The 19823-nt window shown below is 67.6% G+C and carries 15 protein-coding genes and 1 riboswitch; of the genes, 11 read left to right on the top strand and 4 right to left on the bottom strand.

What is annotated here, in order from left to right:
- The first annotated feature begins 218 nt into the window (after positions 1-218).
- Together CCR98_RS00885 and CCR98_RS00880 are read left to right on the top strand one after the other, a co-directional pair.
- Positions 219-695 carry a hypothetical protein gene (locus CCR98_RS00885; RefSeq protein ID WP_087921157.1) on the top strand — a complete coding sequence of 159 codons (477 nt, stop codon included), beginning with the start codon at positions 219-221 and terminating at the stop codon, positions 693-695.
- A 69-nt stretch (positions 696-764) separates the two neighbouring features.
- Positions 765-1244, top strand: a complete 480-nt coding sequence (locus tag CCR98_RS00880) for a tRNA (cytidine(34)-2'-O)-methyltransferase (RefSeq protein ID WP_005407625.1) — start codon at positions 765-767, stop codon at positions 1242-1244.
- Between the two features lie 916 nt (positions 1245-2160).
- On the opposite strand, the gene CCR98_RS00875 is transcribed toward CCR98_RS00880, so the two are convergent.
- Entirely contained in the window at positions 2161-3324 is a 1164-nt protein-coding gene (locus CCR98_RS00875; protein WP_087921156.1) for an acyl-CoA dehydrogenase family protein, read from the bottom strand.
- Positions 3325-3581: 257 nt separating this feature from the next.
- On the opposite strand from CCR98_RS00875, the gene CCR98_RS00870 reads away from it, so the two are divergent.
- Both CCR98_RS00870 and CCR98_RS00865 read left to right on the top strand, forming a co-directional pair.
- Positions 3582-5258 (top strand): electron transfer flavoprotein-ubiquinone oxidoreductase, encoded by a 1677-nt coding sequence (locus tag CCR98_RS00870; RefSeq protein WP_087921155.1) that lies wholly within the window; start codon positions 3582-3584, stop codon positions 5256-5258.
- Between the two features lie 65 nt (positions 5259-5323).
- Entirely contained in the window at positions 5324-5725 is a 402-nt protein-coding gene (locus CCR98_RS00865) for a c-type cytochrome (RefSeq protein WP_087921154.1), read from the top strand.
- On the opposite strand, the gene CCR98_RS00860 is transcribed toward CCR98_RS00865, so the two are convergent.
- Positions 5719-9318, bottom strand: a complete 3600-nt coding sequence (locus CCR98_RS00860) for a transporter substrate-binding domain-containing protein (protein ID WP_087921153.1) — start codon at positions 9316-9318, stop codon at positions 5719-5721. The two genes, CCR98_RS00865 and CCR98_RS00860, sit on opposite strands and share 7 nt — an antisense overlap.
- A gap of 75 nt (positions 9319-9393) precedes the next feature.
- Between CCR98_RS00860 and CCR98_RS00855 the strand changes: the two genes are divergently transcribed.
- The 7 genes from CCR98_RS00855 (at position 9394) to pnuC (ending at position 18170) form a co-directional block, all read left to right on the top strand.
- Positions 9394-10032 carry a response regulator transcription factor gene (locus CCR98_RS00855; RefSeq protein WP_014035550.1) on the top strand — a complete coding sequence of 213 codons (639 nt, stop codon included), beginning with the start codon at positions 9394-9396 and terminating at the stop codon, positions 10030-10032.
- A 375-nt stretch (positions 10033-10407) separates the two neighbouring features.
- Positions 10408-11178: a hypothetical protein gene (locus CCR98_RS00850; RefSeq protein WP_087921152.1), complete on the top strand. Its 771-nt coding sequence runs from the start codon at positions 10408-10410 to the stop codon at positions 11176-11178.
- Between the two features lie 112 nt (positions 11179-11290).
- Entirely contained in the window at positions 11291-13285 is a 1995-nt protein-coding gene (locus CCR98_RS00845; RefSeq protein WP_087924116.1) for an XVIPCD domain-containing protein, read from the top strand.
- A gap of 247 nt (positions 13286-13532) precedes the next feature.
- Positions 13533-13940: a glycine zipper 2TM domain-containing protein gene (locus tag CCR98_RS00840; RefSeq protein WP_087921151.1), complete on the top strand. Its 408-nt coding sequence runs from the start codon at positions 13533-13535 to the stop codon at positions 13938-13940.
- A gap of 128 nt (positions 13941-14068) precedes the next feature.
- On the top strand, positions 14069-15193 hold the full coding sequence (locus tag CCR98_RS00835) for a phosphotransferase (RefSeq protein ID WP_087921150.1): 1125 nt from the start codon (positions 14069-14071) through the stop codon (positions 15191-15193).
- Between the two features lie 43 nt (positions 15194-15236).
- Positions 15237-15332: riboswitch (TPP riboswitch) on the top strand.
- A 70-nt stretch (positions 15333-15402) separates the two neighbouring features.
- Positions 15403-17592 (top strand): TonB-dependent siderophore receptor, encoded by a 2190-nt coding sequence (locus tag CCR98_RS00830; RefSeq protein WP_087921149.1) that lies wholly within the window; start codon positions 15403-15405, stop codon positions 17590-17592.
- An 8-nt stretch (positions 17593-17600) separates the two neighbouring features.
- Positions 17601-18170: a nicotinamide riboside transporter PnuC gene (gene pnuC / locus CCR98_RS00825; protein ID WP_087924115.1), complete on the top strand. Its 570-nt coding sequence runs from the start codon at positions 17601-17603 to the stop codon at positions 18168-18170.
- Positions 18171-18276: 106 nt separating this feature from the next.
- Here pnuC and CCR98_RS00820 read toward each other — a convergent pair whose 3' ends face one another.
- Both CCR98_RS00820 and CCR98_RS00815 read right to left on the bottom strand, forming a co-directional pair.
- The gene (locus CCR98_RS00820; protein WP_087921148.1) at positions 18277-18696 is read right to left on the bottom strand and encodes a hypothetical protein; all 420 of its coding nucleotides are present in this window, start codon (positions 18694-18696) and stop codon (positions 18277-18279) included.
- A gap of 79 nt (positions 18697-18775) precedes the next feature.
- Positions 18776-19750, bottom strand: a complete 975-nt coding sequence (locus CCR98_RS00815; protein WP_087921147.1) for a Dyp-type peroxidase — start codon at positions 19748-19750, stop codon at positions 18776-18778.
- Between the last annotated feature and the right edge of the window lie 73 nt (positions 19751-19823).

Genomic DNA, 19823 nt, shown 5'->3' with positions numbered 1-19823 from the left:
CACCGGACACTTTTCGGTGAACATAAAACCCTTATAAATCAACAATTAAAAGTTGGCACGGGGATTGCTTGGTACTTCCTGCGCCAGGAAGGGCTTCAGACAAAAGCTGACTGAAGACTGAACAAATGCAGGAAACCGAAAATTTTCCTTGCAAGCCCAGAATTGGTGTACTACCTTACTACCACACCACTGATCACCAACACTAAACAGGCCCCGTCATGAACGCCAAGACCATTGCCATCGCCATCGCCCTGATCGCCGGCACCGCGGTTGTTTCGTCGGTGCAGGCCTCCGAATCCATCCCGACCCTGTCCACCGTGCAGGTCCGCCCGGCCGCCGACCAGCTGGCCCAGCAGGCCTGGGAACAGGCCAGCGGCATCCCGACCCTGGCCACCGTGGAAGTGCGTCCGAGCGCCGACCAGCTGGCCGAGCGCAACGGCTACGTCGCCGCCCCGGTCGCCGCCGCGATGCCGATCACCACCCTGGCCTCGGTGGAAGTGCGCCCGAGCCTGGAACAGCGCGTCGCCCTGGCCGCCGAGCTGGAAGCCCAGCGCTACGCCGCCACCCTGGCTGCCGCTGCCACCAGCGTCGCCAACCAAGTGATCACCAACCTGCCGGCCCTGCAGGTGCGCCCGAGCGCTGCGGACCTGCAGGCCCTGGCCACCGAAACCGCCCAGGTCCTGCTGCGCCCGTAACCGGTGCCGCCCTGCCCAGCGCAGGGCGTGCGCCGTAAAGGCGGCGGTCGTCGCAGGTACACTGCGCCGATGAATGCCGCGCCCCAGTTCCACGTGATCCTGTTCCAACCGGAAATCCCGCCCAACACGGGCAATGTGATCCGGCTCTGCGCCAACACCGGCGCGCAGCTGCACCTTGTCGAGCCGCTCGGCTTCGCACTGGAAGACAAGCAGCTCAAGCGCGCCGGGCTGGACTACCACGAGTACTCGCGCCTGCAGGTCCACCCAGACCTGGACACCGCGCTGGCGCGGATCGCACCAAAGCGCTTGTTCGCACTCAGTACCCGGGCCAGCGTGCGCTACGACAGCGTGGCCTTTGAAGATGGCGATGCCTTCCTGTTCGGCCCGGAAAGCCGCGGCCTGCCGCAGGACGTGCTCGATGCATTGCCGGATGGGCGCCGCCTGCGCCTGCCGATGCGCCCGGACAACCGCAGCCTCAATCTGTCCAACACCGTGGCCGTGGTGATGTACGAAGCGTGGCGGCAGCACGGGTTTGCCGGCGGCGCGTAAACCACCTCAGGTGGGTGTGAACCGCTGCTGGTGGGTATGACCTGCTTCTGGTGGGTGCGGACCTTGGTCCGCACCGATGCCCGGTCGGTCGCTGAAGGAGAGTGCCAACCAAGGTTGGCACCCACCAAGGGCAGGTCCAGGCGGCCACCGAGAACCTCTGATGGCTGTGAACCACTCCTGGTGGGTGCGGACCTTGGTCCGCACCGATGCCCGGTCGGTCGCTGAAGGAGAGTGCCAACCAAGGTGGGCGCCCACCAAGGGCAGGTCCAGGCGGCCACCGAGAACCTCTGATGGCTGTGAACCACTCCTGGTAGGTGCGGACCTTGGTCCGCACCGATGCCCGGTCGCGCGCTGAAGGAATGTGCCAACCAAGGTTGGCACCCACCAAGGGCAGGTCCAGGCGGCCACCGAGAACCTCTGACGGCTGTGAACCACTCCTGGGGGTGCGGACCTTGGTCCGCACCGATGCCCGGTCGCGCGCTGAAGGAATGTGCCAACCAAGGTTGGCACCCACCAAGGGCAGGTCCAGGCGGCCACCGAGAACCTCTGATGGCTGTGAACCACTCCTGGTGGGTGCGGACCTTGGTCCGCACCGATGCCGGGTCGGTCGCTGAAGGAATGTGCCAACCAAGGTTGGCACCCACCAAGGGCAGGTCCAGGCGGCCACCGAGAACCTCTGATGGCTGTGAACCACTCCTGGTAGGTGCGGACCTTGGTCCGCACCGATGCCCGGTCGCGCGCTGAAGGAATGTGCCAACCAAGGTTGGCACCCACCAAGGGCAGGTCCAGGCGGCCACCGAGAACCTCTGATGGCTGTGAACCACTCCTGGTGGGTGCGGACCTTGGTCCGCACCGATGCCGGGTCGGTCGCTGAAGGAGAGTGCCAACCAAGGTTGGCACCCACCAGAACCAGGCTTCAGAACGCGTTGATGCCGGTCAGTTCGCGGCCGATCACCAGCTGGTGCACGGTCTCGGTGCCTTCATAGGTGATCACCGATTCCAGATTCAGCGCATGCCGGATCGCCACGTGCTCGGTAGTGATGCCAGCGCCGCCCAGCAGATCGCGACACTCGCGGGCGATGTCGATGGCCATGCGGCAGTTGTTCCACTTGGCCAGGCTGACCTGCTGCGGCTGCAACTGGCCGGCTTCCTTCAGGCGGCCCAGCTGCAGCGCCAACAGCTGCGCGGTGGTGATGCGGCGGGCCATCTCGGCCAGCTTGATCTGCGCGCTCTGCGTGGCAGCCAGCGGGCGGCCGAACAGCACGCGCTCCTTGGCATAGCCCAGCGCTTCATCCAGGCAGGCAATCGCGGCACCGATCGGGCCCCAACTGATGCCGTAGCGGGCCTGGGTCAGGCAACCCAGCGGCCCCTTCAGGCCCTTCACGTTCGGCAGGCGGTGGCTGTCGGGCACGCGCACGTCATCGAAGAACAGCGCGCCGGTCAGCGACGCACGCAGGCTCATCTTGTGCTTGATCTCCTGCGTGGTGAAGCCGGCCATGCCCTTTTCCAGCACGAAGCCCTGGATGCCGTCCTCGGTCTGCGCCCAGACGATGGCCAGGTCGGCCACCGGGCCGCTGGTGATCCACATCTTGCTGCCGCTGATGCGCCAGTCGCTGCCGTCGCGCACCGCGCGGGTCTTCATGCTGGCCGGATCGGAACCGCCGTGCGCCTCGGTCAGCCCGAAGCAGCCGATCAGTTCGCCGCGCGCCATCGCCGGCAGCCACTGCCGGCGCTGTTCCTCGCTGCCGTAGGCATAGATCGGGTACATGCACAGCGAGCTCTGCACCGAAACGAAGCTGCGCAGGCCGGAGTCGCCGCGCTCCAGCTCCTGGCAGATCAGGCCATAGCTGACCGCACCGAGGTCGCCGCCGCCGTACTCGGCCGGCAGGGTCGCACCGAGCAGGCCCAGCGCGGCGATCTCCGGCACCAGCTCTGAAGGGAAGCGGGCCTGGTCGAAGGCATCGCCGATGATCGGCAGCACGCGCTCGTTGGTGAAGCGGGCGACGCTCTCCTGCACCGCGCGCTCTTCCTCGTTGAGCAGGGAACGGACATCGAACAGATCGTACGGATGCAAAGCCATGGCACTCACGCGCAGTCAGGACCCGGCCATTGTCGGTCATCCGGGCAGAGCGTGCCGACCAAGGTCGGCACCCACCAGCGCGATGGCCCTACGCTGCAATGCAGCAATCCGGGTGTGAACATCGGCGATCTAGCTCGATCACGCGCGGCCCGGTACCCTGACACATTCAAACAACCGTTTCGCTCGTGGCTGCACGCGCGATTCCCAGGCACCGCCGGTGGCCCCGATGCCGGCCCTACCCACGAGTCATGCAATCGATGAGCGCTGAAGCCAACGCCCTGCCCCCGCGTGAAGTAATGGAGTTCGACGTGGTGATCGTCGGCGCCGGCCCCGCCGGCCTGGCCACCGCGATCCGCCTGCGCCAGCGCGCGATCGAAGCCGGCCGCGAACTGTCGGTGTGCGTGCTGGAAAAAGGCTCCGAGCCTGGCGCGCACGTGCTGTCCGGTGCGGTGATGGATCCGCGTGCGCTGACCGAGCTGTTCCCGGACTGGGCCGAGCGCGGCGCACCGCTGAAGCAGAAGGTCACCCGCGACGAATTCCTGTTCCTCAGCGAAACCGGCGCGCGCAGCACGCCCAACGCGCTGCTGCCGGAGTGCTTCCACAACGAAGGCAACTACATCATCAGCCTGGGTGAAGTGACCCGCTGGCTGGCGCAGCAGGCCGAGGCGGTGGAAGTGGCGATCTTCCCCGGCTTTGCGGCCGCCGAGGTGCTGTACGGCGACAACGGCGAAGTGATCGGCGTGGCCACCGGCGACATGGGCATCGAGAAGGACGGCAGCATCGGCCCGGCATTCGAGCGCGGCATGGCGCTGCAAGCGAAATACACGATCTTCGCCGAAGGCGCGCGCGGCCATCTGGGCCGCCAGCTGATCGCCCGCTACAAGCTCGATGAAGGCAAGGACCCGCAGGCCTACGGTATCGGCATCAAGGAACTGTGGCAGATCGACCCGGCCAGGCATGAGCCGGGCCTGGTGGTGCACGCCGCCGGCTGGCCGCTGGACAGCGACACCTACGGCGGCGCGTTCCTGTACCACGCCGACGGCGGCAAGGTCGCCATCGGCTACGTGGTCGGCCTGGACTACAGGAACCCGTGGCTGAGCCCGTTCGAAGAGTTCCAGCGCTTCAAGACCCACCCGTCCATCCGCAAGCACCTGGAAGGCGGCACCCGCATCGGCTACGGCGCGCGCGCGATCACCGCCGGTGGCCTGCTGTCGCTGCCGAAGACGGTGTTCCCCGGTGGCGCGCTGGTCGGCTGCGAGGCCGGCTATCTCAACGCCAGCCGCATCAAGGGCAGCCACGCCGCGATCAAGACCGGCATGTTGTGTGCCGACGCTGCGTTCGATGCACTGGCTGCCGACCGCCAGCACGACGAACTGAGCGCCTACCCGAAGGCGTTCGAAGCCAGCTGGCTGTTCACCGAACTGCAGCAGGCCAAGAACTTCAAGCAGTGGTTCAAGAAGGGCCAGACCGTGGCCACGCTGATGACTGGCGTGGAGCAGTGGCTGCTGCCGAAGCTGGGCGTGCGCAACCCACCGTGGACCCTGCACCGCACGCAGCCGGACCATGCCTGCCTGGAACCGGCGGCCAAGCACACCCGCATCGCCTACCCGAAGCCGGATGGCGTGCTGACCTTCGACCGCCTCAGCTCGGTGTTCCTGAGCAGCACCAACCACGACGAGAACCAGCCCAGCCACCTGACGCTGAAGGACCCCAGCATTCCGGTGAAGGTGAACCTGGCCGAGTACGCAGGCCCGGAAGCCCGCTATTGCCCGGCCGGTGTGTACGAGTTCGTCGGTGAAGCCGACAACGCGCGCCTGCAGATCAACGCGCAGAACTGCGTGCACTGCAAGACCTGCGACATCAAGGACCCGACCCAGAACATCGTCTGGGTGACCCCGCAGGGCGGCGGCGGCCCGAACTACTCCGGCATGTGACCGCCCCGGGCTGCGACCGCGTGTCGCAGCCCGGCCGCTGCACCGCACCGCTATCCTGCCCGCCCATGCGTGCCTCCTGCCTGCTCATCGCCGTTGCCGTGGCCCTGCTTGCCACGGCCTGCCAGCGCCCGCCCGCGGTGCCTGCCTCGCCCGAACAGGCGCAGCAACAGGCCATGCAGCGCGCGTTCGAGCTGTGTGCCGGCTGCCACACCGTGCAGCCCGGTGGCATCCACCGCTTCGGGCCCAACCTGCACGGCGTGATCGGTCGCCGCGCCGGCAGCCTGCCCGACTATGGCTACTCCGACGGCATGCACCGCGCCAACATCACCTGGAGCGCGCAGACGTTGGACACCTTCCTGCAGTCACCCACCCACCTGGTGCCCGGCACGCGCATGTACAACGCCTTCCCCAGCGCAGAACGCCGCGCCCTGGTGATCGCCTACCTGCAGCAGCAGTCGGCTCAGTGAGCCAGGCGCTGCAGCTGTTGCTGCAGCCGCGCCACGAACGCCGTTACGGCGGAGAACAACGGCGCCGGATCGGCCTCCGCCGCATCCTGCAGGCGCTCGACCAGGGCATTGGCCTGCCCGGCCAGTGCCGTCGCCCCGACCGCACCCAGGCCGCCCGCCTGCCGGTGCAGGTGCAGCGCCGCCGCCTCGCGGTCGCCGGCCTGCACGGCGCGCTGCACGGCCGCCAGGTCGCCCTCGCTGGCCTGCAACAGGCTGTCGCGCAGCTGCTCGGCCACCGCGCGCGAGCCGAAGCGCTGCTGCAGGGTGGCCAGATCAGGCAATGCTTCACCGTTGTCGGCGGCAACCTCCGTCACCGGCACTTCGAACGACTGGCCCTGGGCCTGCGGCAGCCAGCGCAGCAGCGCGGTACGCAGCGTGGCCAGCGACAGCGGCTTGGCCAGTACCTCGTCCATGCCGGCCTCGCGGCAGCGGCGCGCATCGTCGTCCAGCACGCTGGCGGTCAGCGCCAGCACCGTCAGCCGCGGCTGGCCGGTGCGGCCCTCGCGCTCGCGCAGCAGGCGGGTGAAGCCGAACCCGTCGAGTACCGGCATGCGGCAATCGGTAATGACCAGATCAAAGGACTCCGTCGACAAGCGGTCCAGCGCCTGCTGGCCATCGCCCAGCAGCACATGGGGCACGCCCAGCTGCTGCAGCCGCCACGCCATCATCGCCTGGTTGGTCGGGTGATCCTCGATCACCAGCACCCGTGCCTGGCGCAGCGCGGCGGGCAGCAGCGCGGTCCGGTCCTGCTCAGCCAGCAGCGCCGCCGCGTCCTCGCTGCCGGCCTCCACCAGCGATACCCGCACTTCGGCACGGGTTCCTTCGCCCAGCGTGCTGTCCAGGGTGAGTTCGCCCTGCATCATCTGCACCAGTCGCTGGCAGATGCTCAGGCCCAGGCCGGTCCCGCCGTGGTCACGCTGGATGTAGGCACCGGCCTGCGTAAAGGGCGCGAACAGGTGCTGCAGTTGTTCCGGCGCGATGCCGATGCCGGTGTCGGTGACGCTCAGGCACAGCGGTTGCACGCCGTCTTCGCTGGTCGGTCCCAGCACCTCCAGCTGCAGGCGCACCTCGCCCTGAGCAGTGAACTTGATGGCATTGCTGAGCAGGTTGAACACGATCTGGCGCAGCCGCACGCCATCCACTTCGTGGGCAGGCGCCAGCTGTGGGTCGATCTGCACGTGCAGCGCCAGGCCACGCGCGCTGGCCTGGGCCGACAGCAGGCGGCACACGCTTTCCAGCAGGGGCCGCAGCGGTTGCGGCACCGGTTCCAGGCGCAACGCCCCTGCTTCCAGCCGCGAGTAATCGAGGATGTCATCGAGGATCTGCCGCAGCATCTGCGCCGAATCCTCGATCACGCCGAGGATGCGCTGCTGTTCGCTGTCCAGCGGGGAGTGCGCCAGCACCTCCAGCATGCCCAGCACGCCACTCATCGGCGTGCGGATCTCATGGCTCATCGTGGCCAGGAAGCGCGATTTGGCCTCGGCGGCCTGCTCGGCGTCCGCCTTCGCCGCCGCCAGGGCATCGGCCTGCATCCGCGCTTCGCTCACGTCCACCCAGTATCCGCTCCAGATCACCGCGCCCTCTTCGGCGGCATAGGGGTGGGCCTGGCTGCGCACCCAGCGCGCGCCCTCCCTATCGCTGCGCAGGCGGAACTCCAGGATCAATGGGGCGAACTGGCGCGCAGCCTGCTCGATGGAGTGCAGGATGTGCGCGCGGTCCTCTTCCTCGATGCGTTCCAGCAACACCCTGGCGTCCTGCTCGGCCTGCTGTCGGGTGATACCGAACAACGCAGGCAGGTCGCCGGCGATGAACGGGAAGCTGAGCGTGCCATCGGCGTCGCGACGCGCCTGATAGACCACTGCGGGCAGGTTGTCAGTCACCTCTGCCAGGCGCTGCTCCAGCTGGCGACGTCCTGCCACCTCGCGGCGCAGCCGCCAATGGCCGACGCCATGCACCAGCAATGCGGTCAGCAGCACCAGCAGTACCGGTATGCCCCACCGCAGCACCTTGTTCCAGTCGGCGCCGTTGCGGTACTCCACCGCCAGCCAGGCGCTGCGCAGCGCTTCGCGCTTGCGCGGGGTCATCTGCAGCAGCAGGCGATCGAAGGTGGTGGCCAGCGCCGCATGCCGGCGCTCCACCGCCAGCACCAGCTGGTCGTTGAAACCGGCCGGGGCTGCCACCTGCAGCCGCCCCGGGAAACGGCTGCGCAGCAGATGATCGACCACGGCAAGGTTGCCGACATAGGCGTCGGCCTCGCCGTCAAGCAGGCGCTGCAGGGCCTGCTCGGCGCTGCGCGCAGCGATGATCCGGGCCTGCGGTGCCTGCTGCAGCACATAGGTGCGCACGCGCTCCGGGTCGGACAGCAGCACCCGCCGGTCCTGCAGATCCGCCAGGCCCAGGAGCGACTCGCCATCGCTCCTGACCACAATCACGTTCGGCACGCTGATGAAGGGCTGGCTGAACACCCAGTCCGGGCCCAGGTAGCGCGAATCGACAGGCATGCCCATCACCGCCTGCAGTTCACCGCGGCGTGCCTTTTCACGCACCTCGTACCAGTCGTGGCTGTTCTCGACCTGCAGGTTGGCGCCGGCCTGCATCAGGCGCTGCAGGTACTCGCTGGCCAGGCCACTGGGCCGGCCATCCTCGCCGGTGAACGACAGTGGCGCGGCATTCGGAGCAAAACCGATCTTCAACGGCTGCTCCAGCACGCGCTTCTCGGCCTGGCTCAACGCCAGCTGCGCCGATGCCGACCAATGCGGAGGTGGCAACCAGCGTTGTGCCAGCGCATCGCGCTGGGCCTGGCTGGTCGCGGCCAGCGCCAGGTCCAGGGCTTCGGCCAGGGGTTGCTTGCCGTTGGGAATACCGAAATGCAGCCGTTCGGGTGGGAGGTCGCTCGGCCGCAGCAGCGCCACGCCTTGCAGGCGCCGGCTGGCGATCAGCTCGGTGGCGACGAAGGCATTGCCGATGTAGACGTCAGCCTTGTCGTCTCTGACCATCTGCAATGCCGTCAACGTGTCGTTTGCGACAAGCTGGCGAGCACGCGGGAAACGGGCACGCACCTGTGGACCGGTCAGGAAATCCTGCTCGATCACCACCCGCAGCCCCTCCAGGTCGGGCATGTCGGAGGCACGCAGGTCGTCCGGCCGGCCAACCAGGGCCAGCGGCGCCTCGCTGTAGGCAGCGGTATAGACCATGCAACGGGTGCGGTCGGCACTGAGACCGACATTCATCACCACGTCGATCTCGCCACGGCATGCCGCATCCAGCACGGAAGTCCAGTCCGGATAGCGGCGCGCCTCAATCTTCACGCCGAGCTGGCGAGCAAGTTGCGACAGGTAGTCCGGTCCCAGCCCGACCTGCTGGCCGTCACGAAGGGACTCGAAGGGGGGCCAGCCGCTGTCATACTGCCCGACAACGATGGTCGGATGCGCCACCAGGTATTCGCGCTGCAACGGGCTGAGCGGCAGCAGGCCAGGGGCCGGCTGTGCCTGGGCCACGGGCAGGACCAGCACCGCCAGAAGCAGGAGCAGCCCGCGAACAGCCCACCTACGCATCTGCGTCAATCTCCTAGAATCCTGCCAGGGACCGCGATGGTCGCGGTCCGGCGTGCCCGATGGCCATACTAGAGCATGAGCTTGCGCATCATCATCGCAGACGATCACCCCGTGGTCCGTATCGGTACCCGCGCCGTCATCGAGTCGAGCGGCGTGGGCCGCGTGGTCGGCGAGGCCGACAGCGCGCAGGCACTGATGACCCTGCTCGCCAACCAGCCCTGTGACCTGCTGGTCACCGACTACTCCATGCCGGGCAGTCCACAGGCCGATGGCTTCGCCATGATCGGCATGATCCGCCGCCGCCATCCCGACCTGCCGGTACTGATGCTCAGCGTCTCCAGCAACCTGGCGATCCTGCGCATGGTGCTCGACAGTGGCGTGCTCGGTCTGGTCGACAAGAGTTCGTCGATGGACGAGCTGCCGCAGGCCATCCAGTCGGTCTACCGCGGCCAGCCCTACATCAGCCGCAGCCTGCGCGAGCGGGTGGACGCGGCCGGCAGCTGGCGCATGCGCGAGGGCGACGGCAAGCCGTTGTCACCACGCGAAGTGGAGGTGCTGCGACTGCTCGGCACCGGCATGACGGTTAAGGAGATCTCGCTGCAGCTGCACAAGAGCGTCAGCACCATCAGCCGGCAGAAGGGCGACGCCATGCTCAAGCTGGGGCTGAAGGGCGACGCCGAATTGTTCGACTACCTGCGTGACGGCAAGATCTGAGACGCACCTCACATAACCACCCCGACCGCCGCGGCCCTCTTTGACGGCTTGCGGATCTGTGCCAAGATGGACGGGCATGAGTTCTCAATGCGAGGTCGAAGGAATCGACCGGCTCATGTCCTCGCTCCCGTCCCTGGTGGATGGGGTGCGGCTTCCTGCCGGCCGTCTGGCCCGGCAACGCTGACCATGGAGAGGCGCATGCAGTCCCCCCCCGAGCTACGTTGGACCCTGCCGTTGCGGCCCCTGCGCGCATTCGCGGCGTGCCTGCTCGTCTCTCTTTCCGCTGCCGCCTGCAGCGCCGCCGATCCGGCCCCCTCGTCCTCCCAGCCTGCGCCTATGCAGGCTGCCAAAGCGCCCCGACAGGATGTTGCCCCGATGCAGAACCCCTCTCCCGATGCCGCCGTCACCCCGCCCGACGCGCCGACCGTGATGTATTTCATCTACCAGGTGGATGGCGACGGTGCGACCTCCTATGAGGTCCAGAACGGCAGCGTGGCGACCTTCTGGTTCGGCCACAGCTTCACCCTGGACGGCACCACCTACTACACCGGTTTTTCCTGGGACACCCGCGAGCACTACGGCAAGCCTGGCGAGCAGCAGCCGGCCGGCCCCGACGACCGCGCCAACCTGGCCGAAGCCACCTTTGTGCTGGCCGGCAGCGACGCGAAGAAGCCGTGGAAGTTCCGTGGCCAGGAATGGACCATCGGTGCGCTCGGTGCCTACGACAAGGCCGACGACGTCGATACCCGGCGCAAGCCGATCGAGCACCGCACCGCTGACGGCCGCCTGCTGCTGGCAGTGCCGACCAGCAGCTTCGACCGCGGCATCAGCAGCAGCGGCTACGCGCTGCTGCTGTTCAACCCCAAGCGCAGCGAGGACGACCTGGACAGCAAGGTATGGCGCTACGTCGGCTCGGTGCGCACCGGTGAAGACAACAGCGCGGCCTGCGACGACGGCGACGTGATGCCGTGCACCGACAGCGATGGCGAACTGGCCTTCGTGGCCGACGGCAACGGCCTGCCGCAGCTGACCGTGTCCTTCAAGGGCACCACCATCGAAGCCCCGGGCAGGACCCGCGCGCTGGGCGCCGGTGACACGGTGCACTACCGCTTCGACAGCAAGGCCCAGCAGTACATCGCGCCCTGATTTCCATCCGCCGCAGGCGGGTTACCTGTTGACCGACATGTTCTTGACTCACGGATGAGTCCGGTTGGCGATTCGCGGCATCGGCCGCTCCATCAACCCCGAGGAAAACGTCATGGCACAGCATGACTACAGCAAAAAGGAAGTCCTGGACATCGTCGAGCAGGTCGCCCGGCAGAAGGGCATTCCGGTCGATGACTTCATGCGCTTCGCGCACATCGAGACCGGCGGCACCTTCAACGAGCGCGCCCACAACACCTCGACCGGGGCCAAGGGCCTGTTCCAGTTCGTGCCCGGCTCGGCCCGCCAGTACCACCTGACCGGCCACGAGTTCGACCCGACCCGCAACACCGAAGCCGCCGCGCAGATGTACCAGGACAACCTGGGCTCGATGGCGCGCCGCAATGAGCGCACCGGCCACCCGTACCTGTCCGGCGGCGACACGCCGACCGGCCTGGACCTGTACCTGGCCCACCAGCAGGGCAGCGCCGGCTATGGCTCGGTGCAGACCGCGATCGCCACCGGCACCTTCGGCGTGGTCCGCAACGGCCATGGCGAAGAGATCAACATGCGCCGCAACGTGCTCAACCAGATCGGCTCCGATGCCAAGGCCCTGACCGGCCACACCCTGGCCGAAATGCGTGGCATGAACGACGGCGACCTGGCGCGGACCTTCTCCAGCTACTACATCCACAAGTACGCAGCGATCAGCATCCCGGAAAAGCACATCGAACCGCAGGCGGTGGCACCGGCACCGGGCCAGGCTTCGGCCACCCCGGCACAGACCGCTGCAGTGGGCGCCGCCGCAGCTACGCTGGCCGCAACCGCAACGGCAACGGCTGCCGCCACGCCGAAGCCGGGCATCGAACTGCACGCCGCCTACGACGCCGGCGTGAAGTACGACGATGTGAAGTACGCCATCAACATCCCGGGCCACGCGCTGTACGTGCCGGGCAAGACCGGCAAGAACGTGGACCAGGGCTACATCGATTGCTCCGGCTGGGTCGGCACCCTGCAGAACCGGACCATGGACGAGATCAACCAGAAGGCCGGGCACGCTGTCTTCAGCAAGGCCGACCGCATCGATCTGGGCAACCTCGGTTCCGGTGGCATCGTGCACAAGGCCGTCGAACAGTCCGGCGTACTGCTCGAGCGCGACGCCATCCTCAAGCCCGGTGCGCTGAAGGAAGGCATGGTCATCGGCCTGGATACGGCCAGGACCCGCCACGAGCACTGGAATGGCATCGACCACATCGTGATGGTGGTGCGCGACCCGAACACCGACAAGCTGCTGATCAGCCAGTCCACCGGCAGCAAGGGCGTGCACACCATGCCGGTCGAGGACTACCTCAAGCAGGTGAAGGACCACCCGAACTGGAAGCTGTTCGCGTCGGACCCGTTGTCCAAGGCGCGCGACCTGCTGGAAAACCGCACCCAATCGCACGAGCAGACCCAGGGCAAACCTGCCGCCGAGCCCAAGGCCGCCGCCACCCCGCACGCCGAGCTGTACAAGCCGGGCGCGCACAGCGAGGGCGTGCGCAAGGTGCAGGAGCAGCTGGGCCACCTCGGCTATGCCGGGGCCGACGGCAAGCCGCTGGCCGAGGACGGCCGCTTCGGCCGCAATACCGAAGCGGCGGTGCGCCAGCTGCAGAAGGACAACGGGCTGGTCGCCGACGGCATCGTCGGTGCGAAGACGCTGGATGCGATCAAGGAGGCCCGCGAGCGCCCGCTGCTGAACGACGAGCGACACCCGCGCAATCCGATGTACGTGCAGGCCACCGAAGGCCTGGAGCGGATGCCGGCGGGCACCTTCAAGGACCGCCACGCGCTGGAAAGCGCCGCAGCGGCGCTGACCAGGGAGGCGCATGCCGCCGGCCTGCAGCGCATCGACTCGGTGGTGCCCAGCCCGAACGGTGAGCGCCTGTTCGCCGTGCAGGGCACCATCGGCGACCCCGCCGCCAGCCGCGTGGCAGTGGAGACCCGTGCAGCCAGCGAACAGAGCCTGGCGCTCAGCAGCGGTGCCGTGCAGGGCGCGCCGAACGTGCTGCATCAGCCGCAGGACGCCCAGCAGGAGCAGGCGCGGCAGGCCCAGAAGGCGATGGGCGTCTAAGCCCGAGGCGCCTTGGGAGAGAAGGGAGGGCCACGTCCGCGTGGCCTTTTCCCTTTCTGCCAGCTGAGCGGCCGAGGCCGCTTTCAGCCTTGCTTCATGCCGCCTGCCGCTAGATGAATGCGCAAGCCGCCCGGTAGGCCAGGCAATGTTCCGGCAATGTTGGAACGCCAGCGTGGTCTCCACGGCAGCCGGGGCGCTCCGCGCCCTCCCTGCCCAGCGTGGCATGCACCTCACAGGAGAACCGAACATGCTCAGTACTTCCGCACTCAGCTTCCGTGGTCTGGCGATGGCCCTGGCACTGGTGGCCGGTGTCGCCGTGGTCAGCGATGCCAGCGCGATGTCGAGGAAGGACAAGCGCACCCTGGTCGGCGCCGTGGTCGGTGGCGTGGCCGGCAACCTGCTCTCCAACGGTGATCCTGCGGCCACCGTCGGCGGTGCCGTGGCTGGCGGCGCGATCGGCAACCTGACCACGTCCGACCGCCGCGACCGTCGCTATTACGACAATCGCTATTACGACAACCGCTATGACCGCCGCCATGATCGTGGCTACTACCGCAGTGGCTACTACGATCGTGGCGACGACCGCCGCTGGCAGCGTGAGCGCTACTACGACAACCGCTACTACAACGACCGCGGCCGCCATCGCGGCTGGTAAGCGGCACGGCGGCGTTGCCCATGCCGATGCGCAGACGGGCGGGTCGATGACCCGCCCGTTTGCGTTGGCCGTGCGCATGGCGTTGAATGCGCAGCCTTGGATGTGACTTTCCCCTCTCGGGCTGCGGCATGACATCTTCTTCCCACCGCGTGCAGGGCCTCAACAACGACGAGGTTGCTGCCGACTGGCCACCGATCAGCGCGGCGGACATCGCGTGGCTGCGCCAGCGCTACCCGCAGCTGGACAGCGGCAGCCAACCGCGCTGGCACAGCCCGCGGCCGCTGTCGGCCGCCGCCATTGTCGACGGCACGCGCGACGCGGTGTTCATCAAGCGCCACCACCATAGTGTGCGCAGCGCGGCCTGCCTGGAAGAAGAACACCACTTCATCGCCCATCTCGCCGCCGCCGGCGTGCCGGTGGTGCAGGTGCTGGCAGCCGCCGATGGCCGTACGGCGCTCGAACAGGGCGAATGGACCTTCGAGCTGCATGCGGTCGGCGTCGGCGAGGACCTATACCGCGACGCGGTGTCGTGGTCGTTGCTGACCGATGTCGCCCAGGCCCGCGAAGCCGGCCGCATGCTGGCCCAGTTGCATCGTGCCGCCGCCAGTTACCACGCGCCACAGCGCAGCACCCACCTGCTGGTCGCGCGCGACGATCTGATCCGCGCCGATGATCCGATCGCGGCGATCAAGGCGGAGCTGCGCGAGCGCCCCGGGCTGGCCCGCTATCTCGCGCACATTCCCTGGGAAACGCAGCTGCAGCGCGACGTGCTGCCATGGCATGCCGGCCTGGCCGCGCGCCTGCGCGACGAACCGCGCCTATGGGCGCACAACGACTGGCATGTCTCCAACCTGCTGTGGCGCAACGGACAGGTCAGCACCGTGCTGGATTTCGGCCTGGCCTCGCCCACCAGCGCACTGTTCGACCTCGCCACCGCGATCGAGCGCAACGCGGTGGCGTGGCTGGAACTGGAGCGCGGCATGGAGGCGGTGCGCATCGATATCGCGCTGGCGTTGCTCGATGGCTACCGCCAGGTGCTGCCGCTGTCAGCGGCACGCGTGCACCTGCTGGCCGACCTGCTGCCCATGGTCCATTTCGACTTCGCACTGTCCGAAGTGGAGTACTTCGAAGGTGTCACCGGCTCGACCGCGAATGCCGACGTGGCCTGGCAGCCCTTCATGCTGGGCCATCCGGCGTGGTTCCACAGCACGCCCGGAAAGGCTCTGCTGCAGGCTCTGCACGCGGCAGCCTGAAGGGCACCGGCTCGCAAATCCGTACCATTTGTAGTGAAATGGTCACCTGAAGCGGGGGTGCCTGGATCTGCCAGGCTGAGAGAGTCCCTTGGAACCTGATCCGGTTTGCACCGGCGTAGGGAGCTTTGAGCCGCAGCCACACCCCCGTCATGGGCCGGTACACCTGCGCGCCGTCGCTTCGTCTCCCTTGTTGTCCGAAGACGAACCGAATGAACCGCTGCCTGCGCCCCACTCTGCTCTCCCTCGCCCTCTGCGCCGCGCTGCCGCTCCACGCCAGCGAGGCCGAGGCGTCCCCCGATGCGGCTGCCACCGGCGCCGAGCGCTCGCCCACCGAACTGGCGGCAGTGCGCGTGCAGGCCGGCAAACCGAAGGCCGATACTTCACGCGTGAACGCCTTCGGCGGCGGTTCGTGGAAGGACACGCCGGCTTCGGTGAACGTGCTCGAGCGCGACTATCTCGACCGCCGCCAGGTACGTTCGCTATCCGAGCTGGCCAGCAACGATGCCTCGCTGGGTGATGCGTATGCGCCGGTGGGCTACTACCAGAACATCGCCATCCGTGGCTTCGCGCTGGACGCCGCCACCGGCTACCGCTTCAACGGCCTGTCCATCGCCGGCGAGCAACGCCTGGCGCTGGAGAACGTGCAGTCGGTGGAGATCCTCAAGGGTGAAGCCGGCCTCGCCGCAGGTGTGATGGCGCCCGGCGGCATCATCAACTACATCGGCAAGCGCCCGGCGGAAGTGCGCACCGCCACGCTCGGCACCGATTCGGAAGGCTCGCGCTACGTCGCCGTCGATGTCGGCCACTGGATCACCCCGCGTTTCGGCCTGCGCCTGAATGCCGCATGGGACTCCAGCAATTCCTATGTCGAGCACGCCGATGGCCGCCGCAACTTCTACTCGCTGGCCGCCGACTGGCTGATCGGCGAGCGCGGCAAGCTGGAAGTGGACGCCAACTACCAGACCAGTTCGCAGCGCTCGGTGTCCGGCTACCAGCTGCTGGGCGCGCGTGACCTGCCGCACGGCGTGGATCGCGAATTCCTGCTCGGCTACCAGCCCTGGCAGCGTCCGGTCGACATTGCCAGCACCAACATCACTGCCCTGCACACCTACGATTTCAATGACGCCTGGCAGTCGCGTGTCTCGGTCGGCCATAGCCGCTCGGTGATCGATGACAACGTCGCCTTCGCCTACGGCTGCTACTACGCCGTGCAGTGCGCCGATGGCAGCGTGCCGGGCAACTACTTCGCGCCCAACGGCGACTACGATGTCTACGACTACCGCAGCCCGGACGATACCCGCCGCAACCAGCAGGCCCGAGCCGAGCTGCGCGGCCGCTTCGAGACCGGCGGCGTCGGCCATCAGCTGACGCTCGGCGCCGACTACTTCCGCCGCACGGTGGACAAGCGCCCGAGCGTCAACGAGTACGTCGGCACCAGCAACATCCACGACCCCCAGGTGCCGGTGTTCGAGCCGTCGCCGAAGATGCCAGGCCCCTCCGCACGACGCCTGGACAGCCGCCAGACCGCGTTCTTCGCGCTGGACCGGATGAGCTTCGGTGATGACTGGCAGTGGCTGGCCGGCGGCCGCTTCGTGCGCCTGGACGAGCGTGCCTACGACAAGCGTGGCACCCCGCAGCGGCACAGCCGCCTGTCGCGCTTCCTGCCGCAGACCGCCGTGGTGTGGAAGGCTACCGACCAGCTCAACGCCTATGCCAGCTATGTGCGCGGCATCTCGCTGGGCCAGGAAGCGCCGTTCTGGACCAGCAACGCCGACACCTTCCTGCCGTCGGTGCAGTCGCGGCAGCTGGAAGTGGGCGTGAAGTACGTACCGGTCGAGGCGCTGACACTGGGCGCGGCCGTGTTCCGCATCTCGCAGCCGTACCAGTACGCCAAGCCAGACAGCAGCGACGTCGGCTACAGCTTCGTCGAGGAAGGCACGCAGACCCACACCGGCCTGGAGCTGACCGCCAACGGCCAGCTGACCGACGCGCTGCAGATCGTAGCCAGCGCCAGCGTGCTGCAGGCACACGCGCGCGACACCGGTACGCCGGCCTATGAGGGCCATCAGCTGGTGAACGTGCCGAAGGTGCGCGCAAGCGTGCACGTGGCCTACGCGCTGCCATTCGTGCAGGGCCTGGATGTGACCGGTGGCTGGCGTTATGCCGGCGCCAACGTGGCCCGCGCCGATGGTGGTGTGCGCGCACCTGACTACTCGGTGTTCGATGCCGGCCTGCGCTTCCAGCATCGCCTGCACGAACGTGCGGTGACCTGGAACCTGTCGGTGGACAACCTGTTCAACCGCTTCTACTGGCGCGATACCGGCAGCAGCGGCGGTGACTACTACCTGTTCCCCGGCGCACCGCGACAGGCTCGCCTGTCGGTGACGTTCGCGCTGTGAGCGACGTGATGCTCGAGTGGGCCGCCGCGCTGTGCAGCATCCTTGGCGTCTGGCTGATGGCCCGGCGCCGGCTGGTGGCGTGGCCGGTGGGCCTGCTGTCGGTGACGCTGTACGGGCTGGTCTTCGCCGAGGCCAAGCTGTACTCGGACACCCTGCTGCAGGTCGCCTTCGGTGGCTTCCTGGTCTATGGCTGGCTCAACTGGCGGCAGCACGCCGCCGACGAAGGCAGCGTCCGCATCGTGCCACTGGCACGCGGCAAGCTGCTGCGCGACCTGGCCATCGGCCTGTGCGGTGGCGTGGCGCTGGGCGCGGCCATGCACACCTTCACCGATGCCGCACTGCCCTGGCTGGACGCCATGCTGACCGCGCTGAGCCTGGTCGGCCAGTGGTGGCAGGCACGCCGCCACGTGGCCTGCTGGTGGGTGTGGATCGCGGTGGACGTGGTGTACGTGGGTGCGTACCTGTTCAAGTCGCTGCACGTGACCGCCGCGCTGTACGTATTCTTCCTCGGCCTGGCCGTGTTCGGCCTGCGCGCATGGAGCGCAGCCGCACGCGAGCCGCAGGTGGCAACGCAGTAGAGCCACGCCATGCGTGGCTGGGGGCCACCGGTAGTCGCCAACCTTGGTTGGCGCGCCTGCCGACCAAGGTCGGCATCTACCCAACACATCCACGCATGGCGTGGATCTACTTCGGCTCCAGTACCAGGCCCAGCCGCAGCGGTTGGCGCATGTCGGGCGGCGGTGCCGCCTGCAACGGCGCGGCCTGCAGCGTCGCGCGCAGGTCGGCGTCGACCTGGGCATCGCCCAGGCTGTCGAATTCCAGTTTCGAAATGCGGCCATCCGCCGCGATCCATACGCTCACCGGCAGCGGCGTCGGTGCGTCGGGGTGTGCCTGCAGCCATTCCAGTACACGCTGCGCGTGCGGGTCCTGCTCCTGTTGCAGGCGCTGCTGCAGCTGGCCGCCCACGGCGGCGGCATAGGCCATCCAATGCGCAGGGGCTTCCTGTGCGGACACTGCGGCACTCCCCAGTGCCAATGCGCCGAACACTGCGGCCAGAGGCCGCCACCAGCGGCGTGCGCCGGTTATGTTCCTTGCCATCGCCATCGCCCGCCCCTGCGCTCTCATCCAACGGCTGATGGTCGGCGCAGTAGATGACAGGCAAATGGCGGTCGGCACGGCGCGATCACTCGCCCAAGTCAGCCAGCACCTTGCGCGAGGGCGCGAAGAAGGTCACGCCGGTGGTAGCGGTGGAGAAGTCGAGGATGCGGTCGTGCAGCGGCGCAGGATTGCCGATGAACATGCGCTCGAGCATCTTCTCGATCACCCACAGGCGGCGGGTGTAGCCGATGAAGTAGGTGCCGTATTCGCCACGGCCCGGGTTGGCAAACGGCATGTTGTCACGCAGGATCTCGTGCTCGCCGTCGGCATCCTCGATGGTGCACAGCGTCTTGTGCGATTTCTGCGCCTCGGCCGGTGCATCGTCCAGCTCGATGTTGTCGTGCTTGGTGCGGCCGATGATTGCTTCCTGCGCCTCGGTCTTCTGCGCGCGCCAGGCATCGAGGTTGTGCAGGTACTTCTGCACCACCACATAGCTGCCACCGGCATGTTCGGGATCTTCATCGCCCACGATGGTGGCTTCCGGCAGCGACAGCCCTTCCGGGTTGGCAGTGCCATCAACGAAGTCGAGCAGATCGCGGCCATCGAAGTAGCGGAAGCCGGCCACGTCATCGACCGTTTCCACCGCATCGCCGAACGCCATCAGCAGGTTGCGCTCGAACGCCACGATCAGGTCCATGGTGCGCGCGCGGATGTGGTAAAGCACGTCGCCCGGCGTGGACACGGCGGTATGGGTGGCGCCCTTGATCTCGCGGAACGGCGTCAGCTCGCGCGGCGGCGTCGTGCCCACCAGCGGCTGCCACACGCGGTGGCCGATGGCCACGTTGCAGGTGAAAGTGCGCTCGATCTCGCGGATGGCGGTGTTCTTGATCAGATCATCAGTGCTGGCCAGCACCTCGCGCGCCTTGGCGATCGACGCCTCGTCATCCTTCACCTTCAGCACCAGGAACGCCGCCGAATGGGTGAGCGGCGCAGTGATCTGCTGCGGCTCGTTGTCGAGCGTGTGGTTGAGGGCGGTGATCGGTGCGGGCTGGGAATTCACGGCAGTTCCTGCTGGCTTCAGACGGGTGCATCGCCGACGGCGATGTGCCGGCGATCATAGCGGAACCGCCTGA

This window comes from Stenotrophomonas sp. WZN-1, from assembly GCF_002192255.1.
In the GTDB taxonomy this organism is placed as follows: Bacteria; Pseudomonadota; Gammaproteobacteria; order Xanthomonadales; family Xanthomonadaceae; genus Stenotrophomonas.
This window is presented reverse-complemented; position numbering and strand designations above follow the sequence as displayed.

Excerpts from the sequence above, each read along its gene's own strand:
- CCR98_RS00885 (WP_087921157.1), top strand. The coding sequence starts at position 219 with ATGAACGCCAAGACCATTGCCATCGCCATCGCCCTGATCGCCGGCACC.
- CCR98_RS00880 (WP_005407625.1), top strand. The coding sequence starts at position 765 with ATGAATGCCGCGCCCCAGTTCCACGTGATCCTGTTCCAACCGGAAATC.
- CCR98_RS00875 (WP_087921156.1), bottom strand. The coding sequence starts at position 3,324 with ATGGCTTTGCATCCGTACGATCTGTTCGATGTCCGTTCCCTGCTCAAC.
- CCR98_RS00870 (WP_087921155.1), top strand. The coding sequence starts at position 3,582 with ATGAGCGCTGAAGCCAACGCCCTGCCCCCGCGTGAAGTAATGGAGTTC.
- CCR98_RS00865 (WP_087921154.1), top strand. The coding sequence starts at position 5,324 with ATGCGTGCCTCCTGCCTGCTCATCGCCGTTGCCGTGGCCCTGCTTGCC.
- CCR98_RS00860 (WP_087921153.1), bottom strand. The coding sequence starts at position 9,318 with ATGCGTAGGTGGGCTGTTCGCGGGCTGCTCCTGCTTCTGGCGGTGCTG.
- CCR98_RS00855 (WP_014035550.1), top strand. The coding sequence starts at position 9,394 with ATGAGCTTGCGCATCATCATCGCAGACGATCACCCCGTGGTCCGTATC.
- CCR98_RS00850 (WP_087921152.1), top strand. The coding sequence starts at position 10,408 with ATGCAGAACCCCTCTCCCGATGCCGCCGTCACCCCGCCCGACGCGCCG.
- CCR98_RS00845 (WP_087924116.1), top strand. The coding sequence starts at position 11,291 with ATGGCACAGCATGACTACAGCAAAAAGGAAGTCCTGGACATCGTCGAG.
- CCR98_RS00840 (WP_087921151.1), top strand. The coding sequence starts at position 13,533 with ATGCTCAGTACTTCCGCACTCAGCTTCCGTGGTCTGGCGATGGCCCTG.
- CCR98_RS00835 (WP_087921150.1), top strand. The coding sequence starts at position 14,069 with ATGACATCTTCTTCCCACCGCGTGCAGGGCCTCAACAACGACGAGGTT.
- CCR98_RS00830 (WP_087921149.1), top strand. The coding sequence starts at position 15,403 with ATGAACCGCTGCCTGCGCCCCACTCTGCTCTCCCTCGCCCTCTGCGCC.
- pnuC (WP_087924115.1), top strand. The coding sequence starts at position 17,601 with ATGCTCGAGTGGGCCGCCGCGCTGTGCAGCATCCTTGGCGTCTGGCTG.
- CCR98_RS00820 (WP_087921148.1), bottom strand. The coding sequence starts at position 18,696 with ATGGCGATGGCAAGGAACATAACCGGCGCACGCCGCTGGTGGCGGCCT.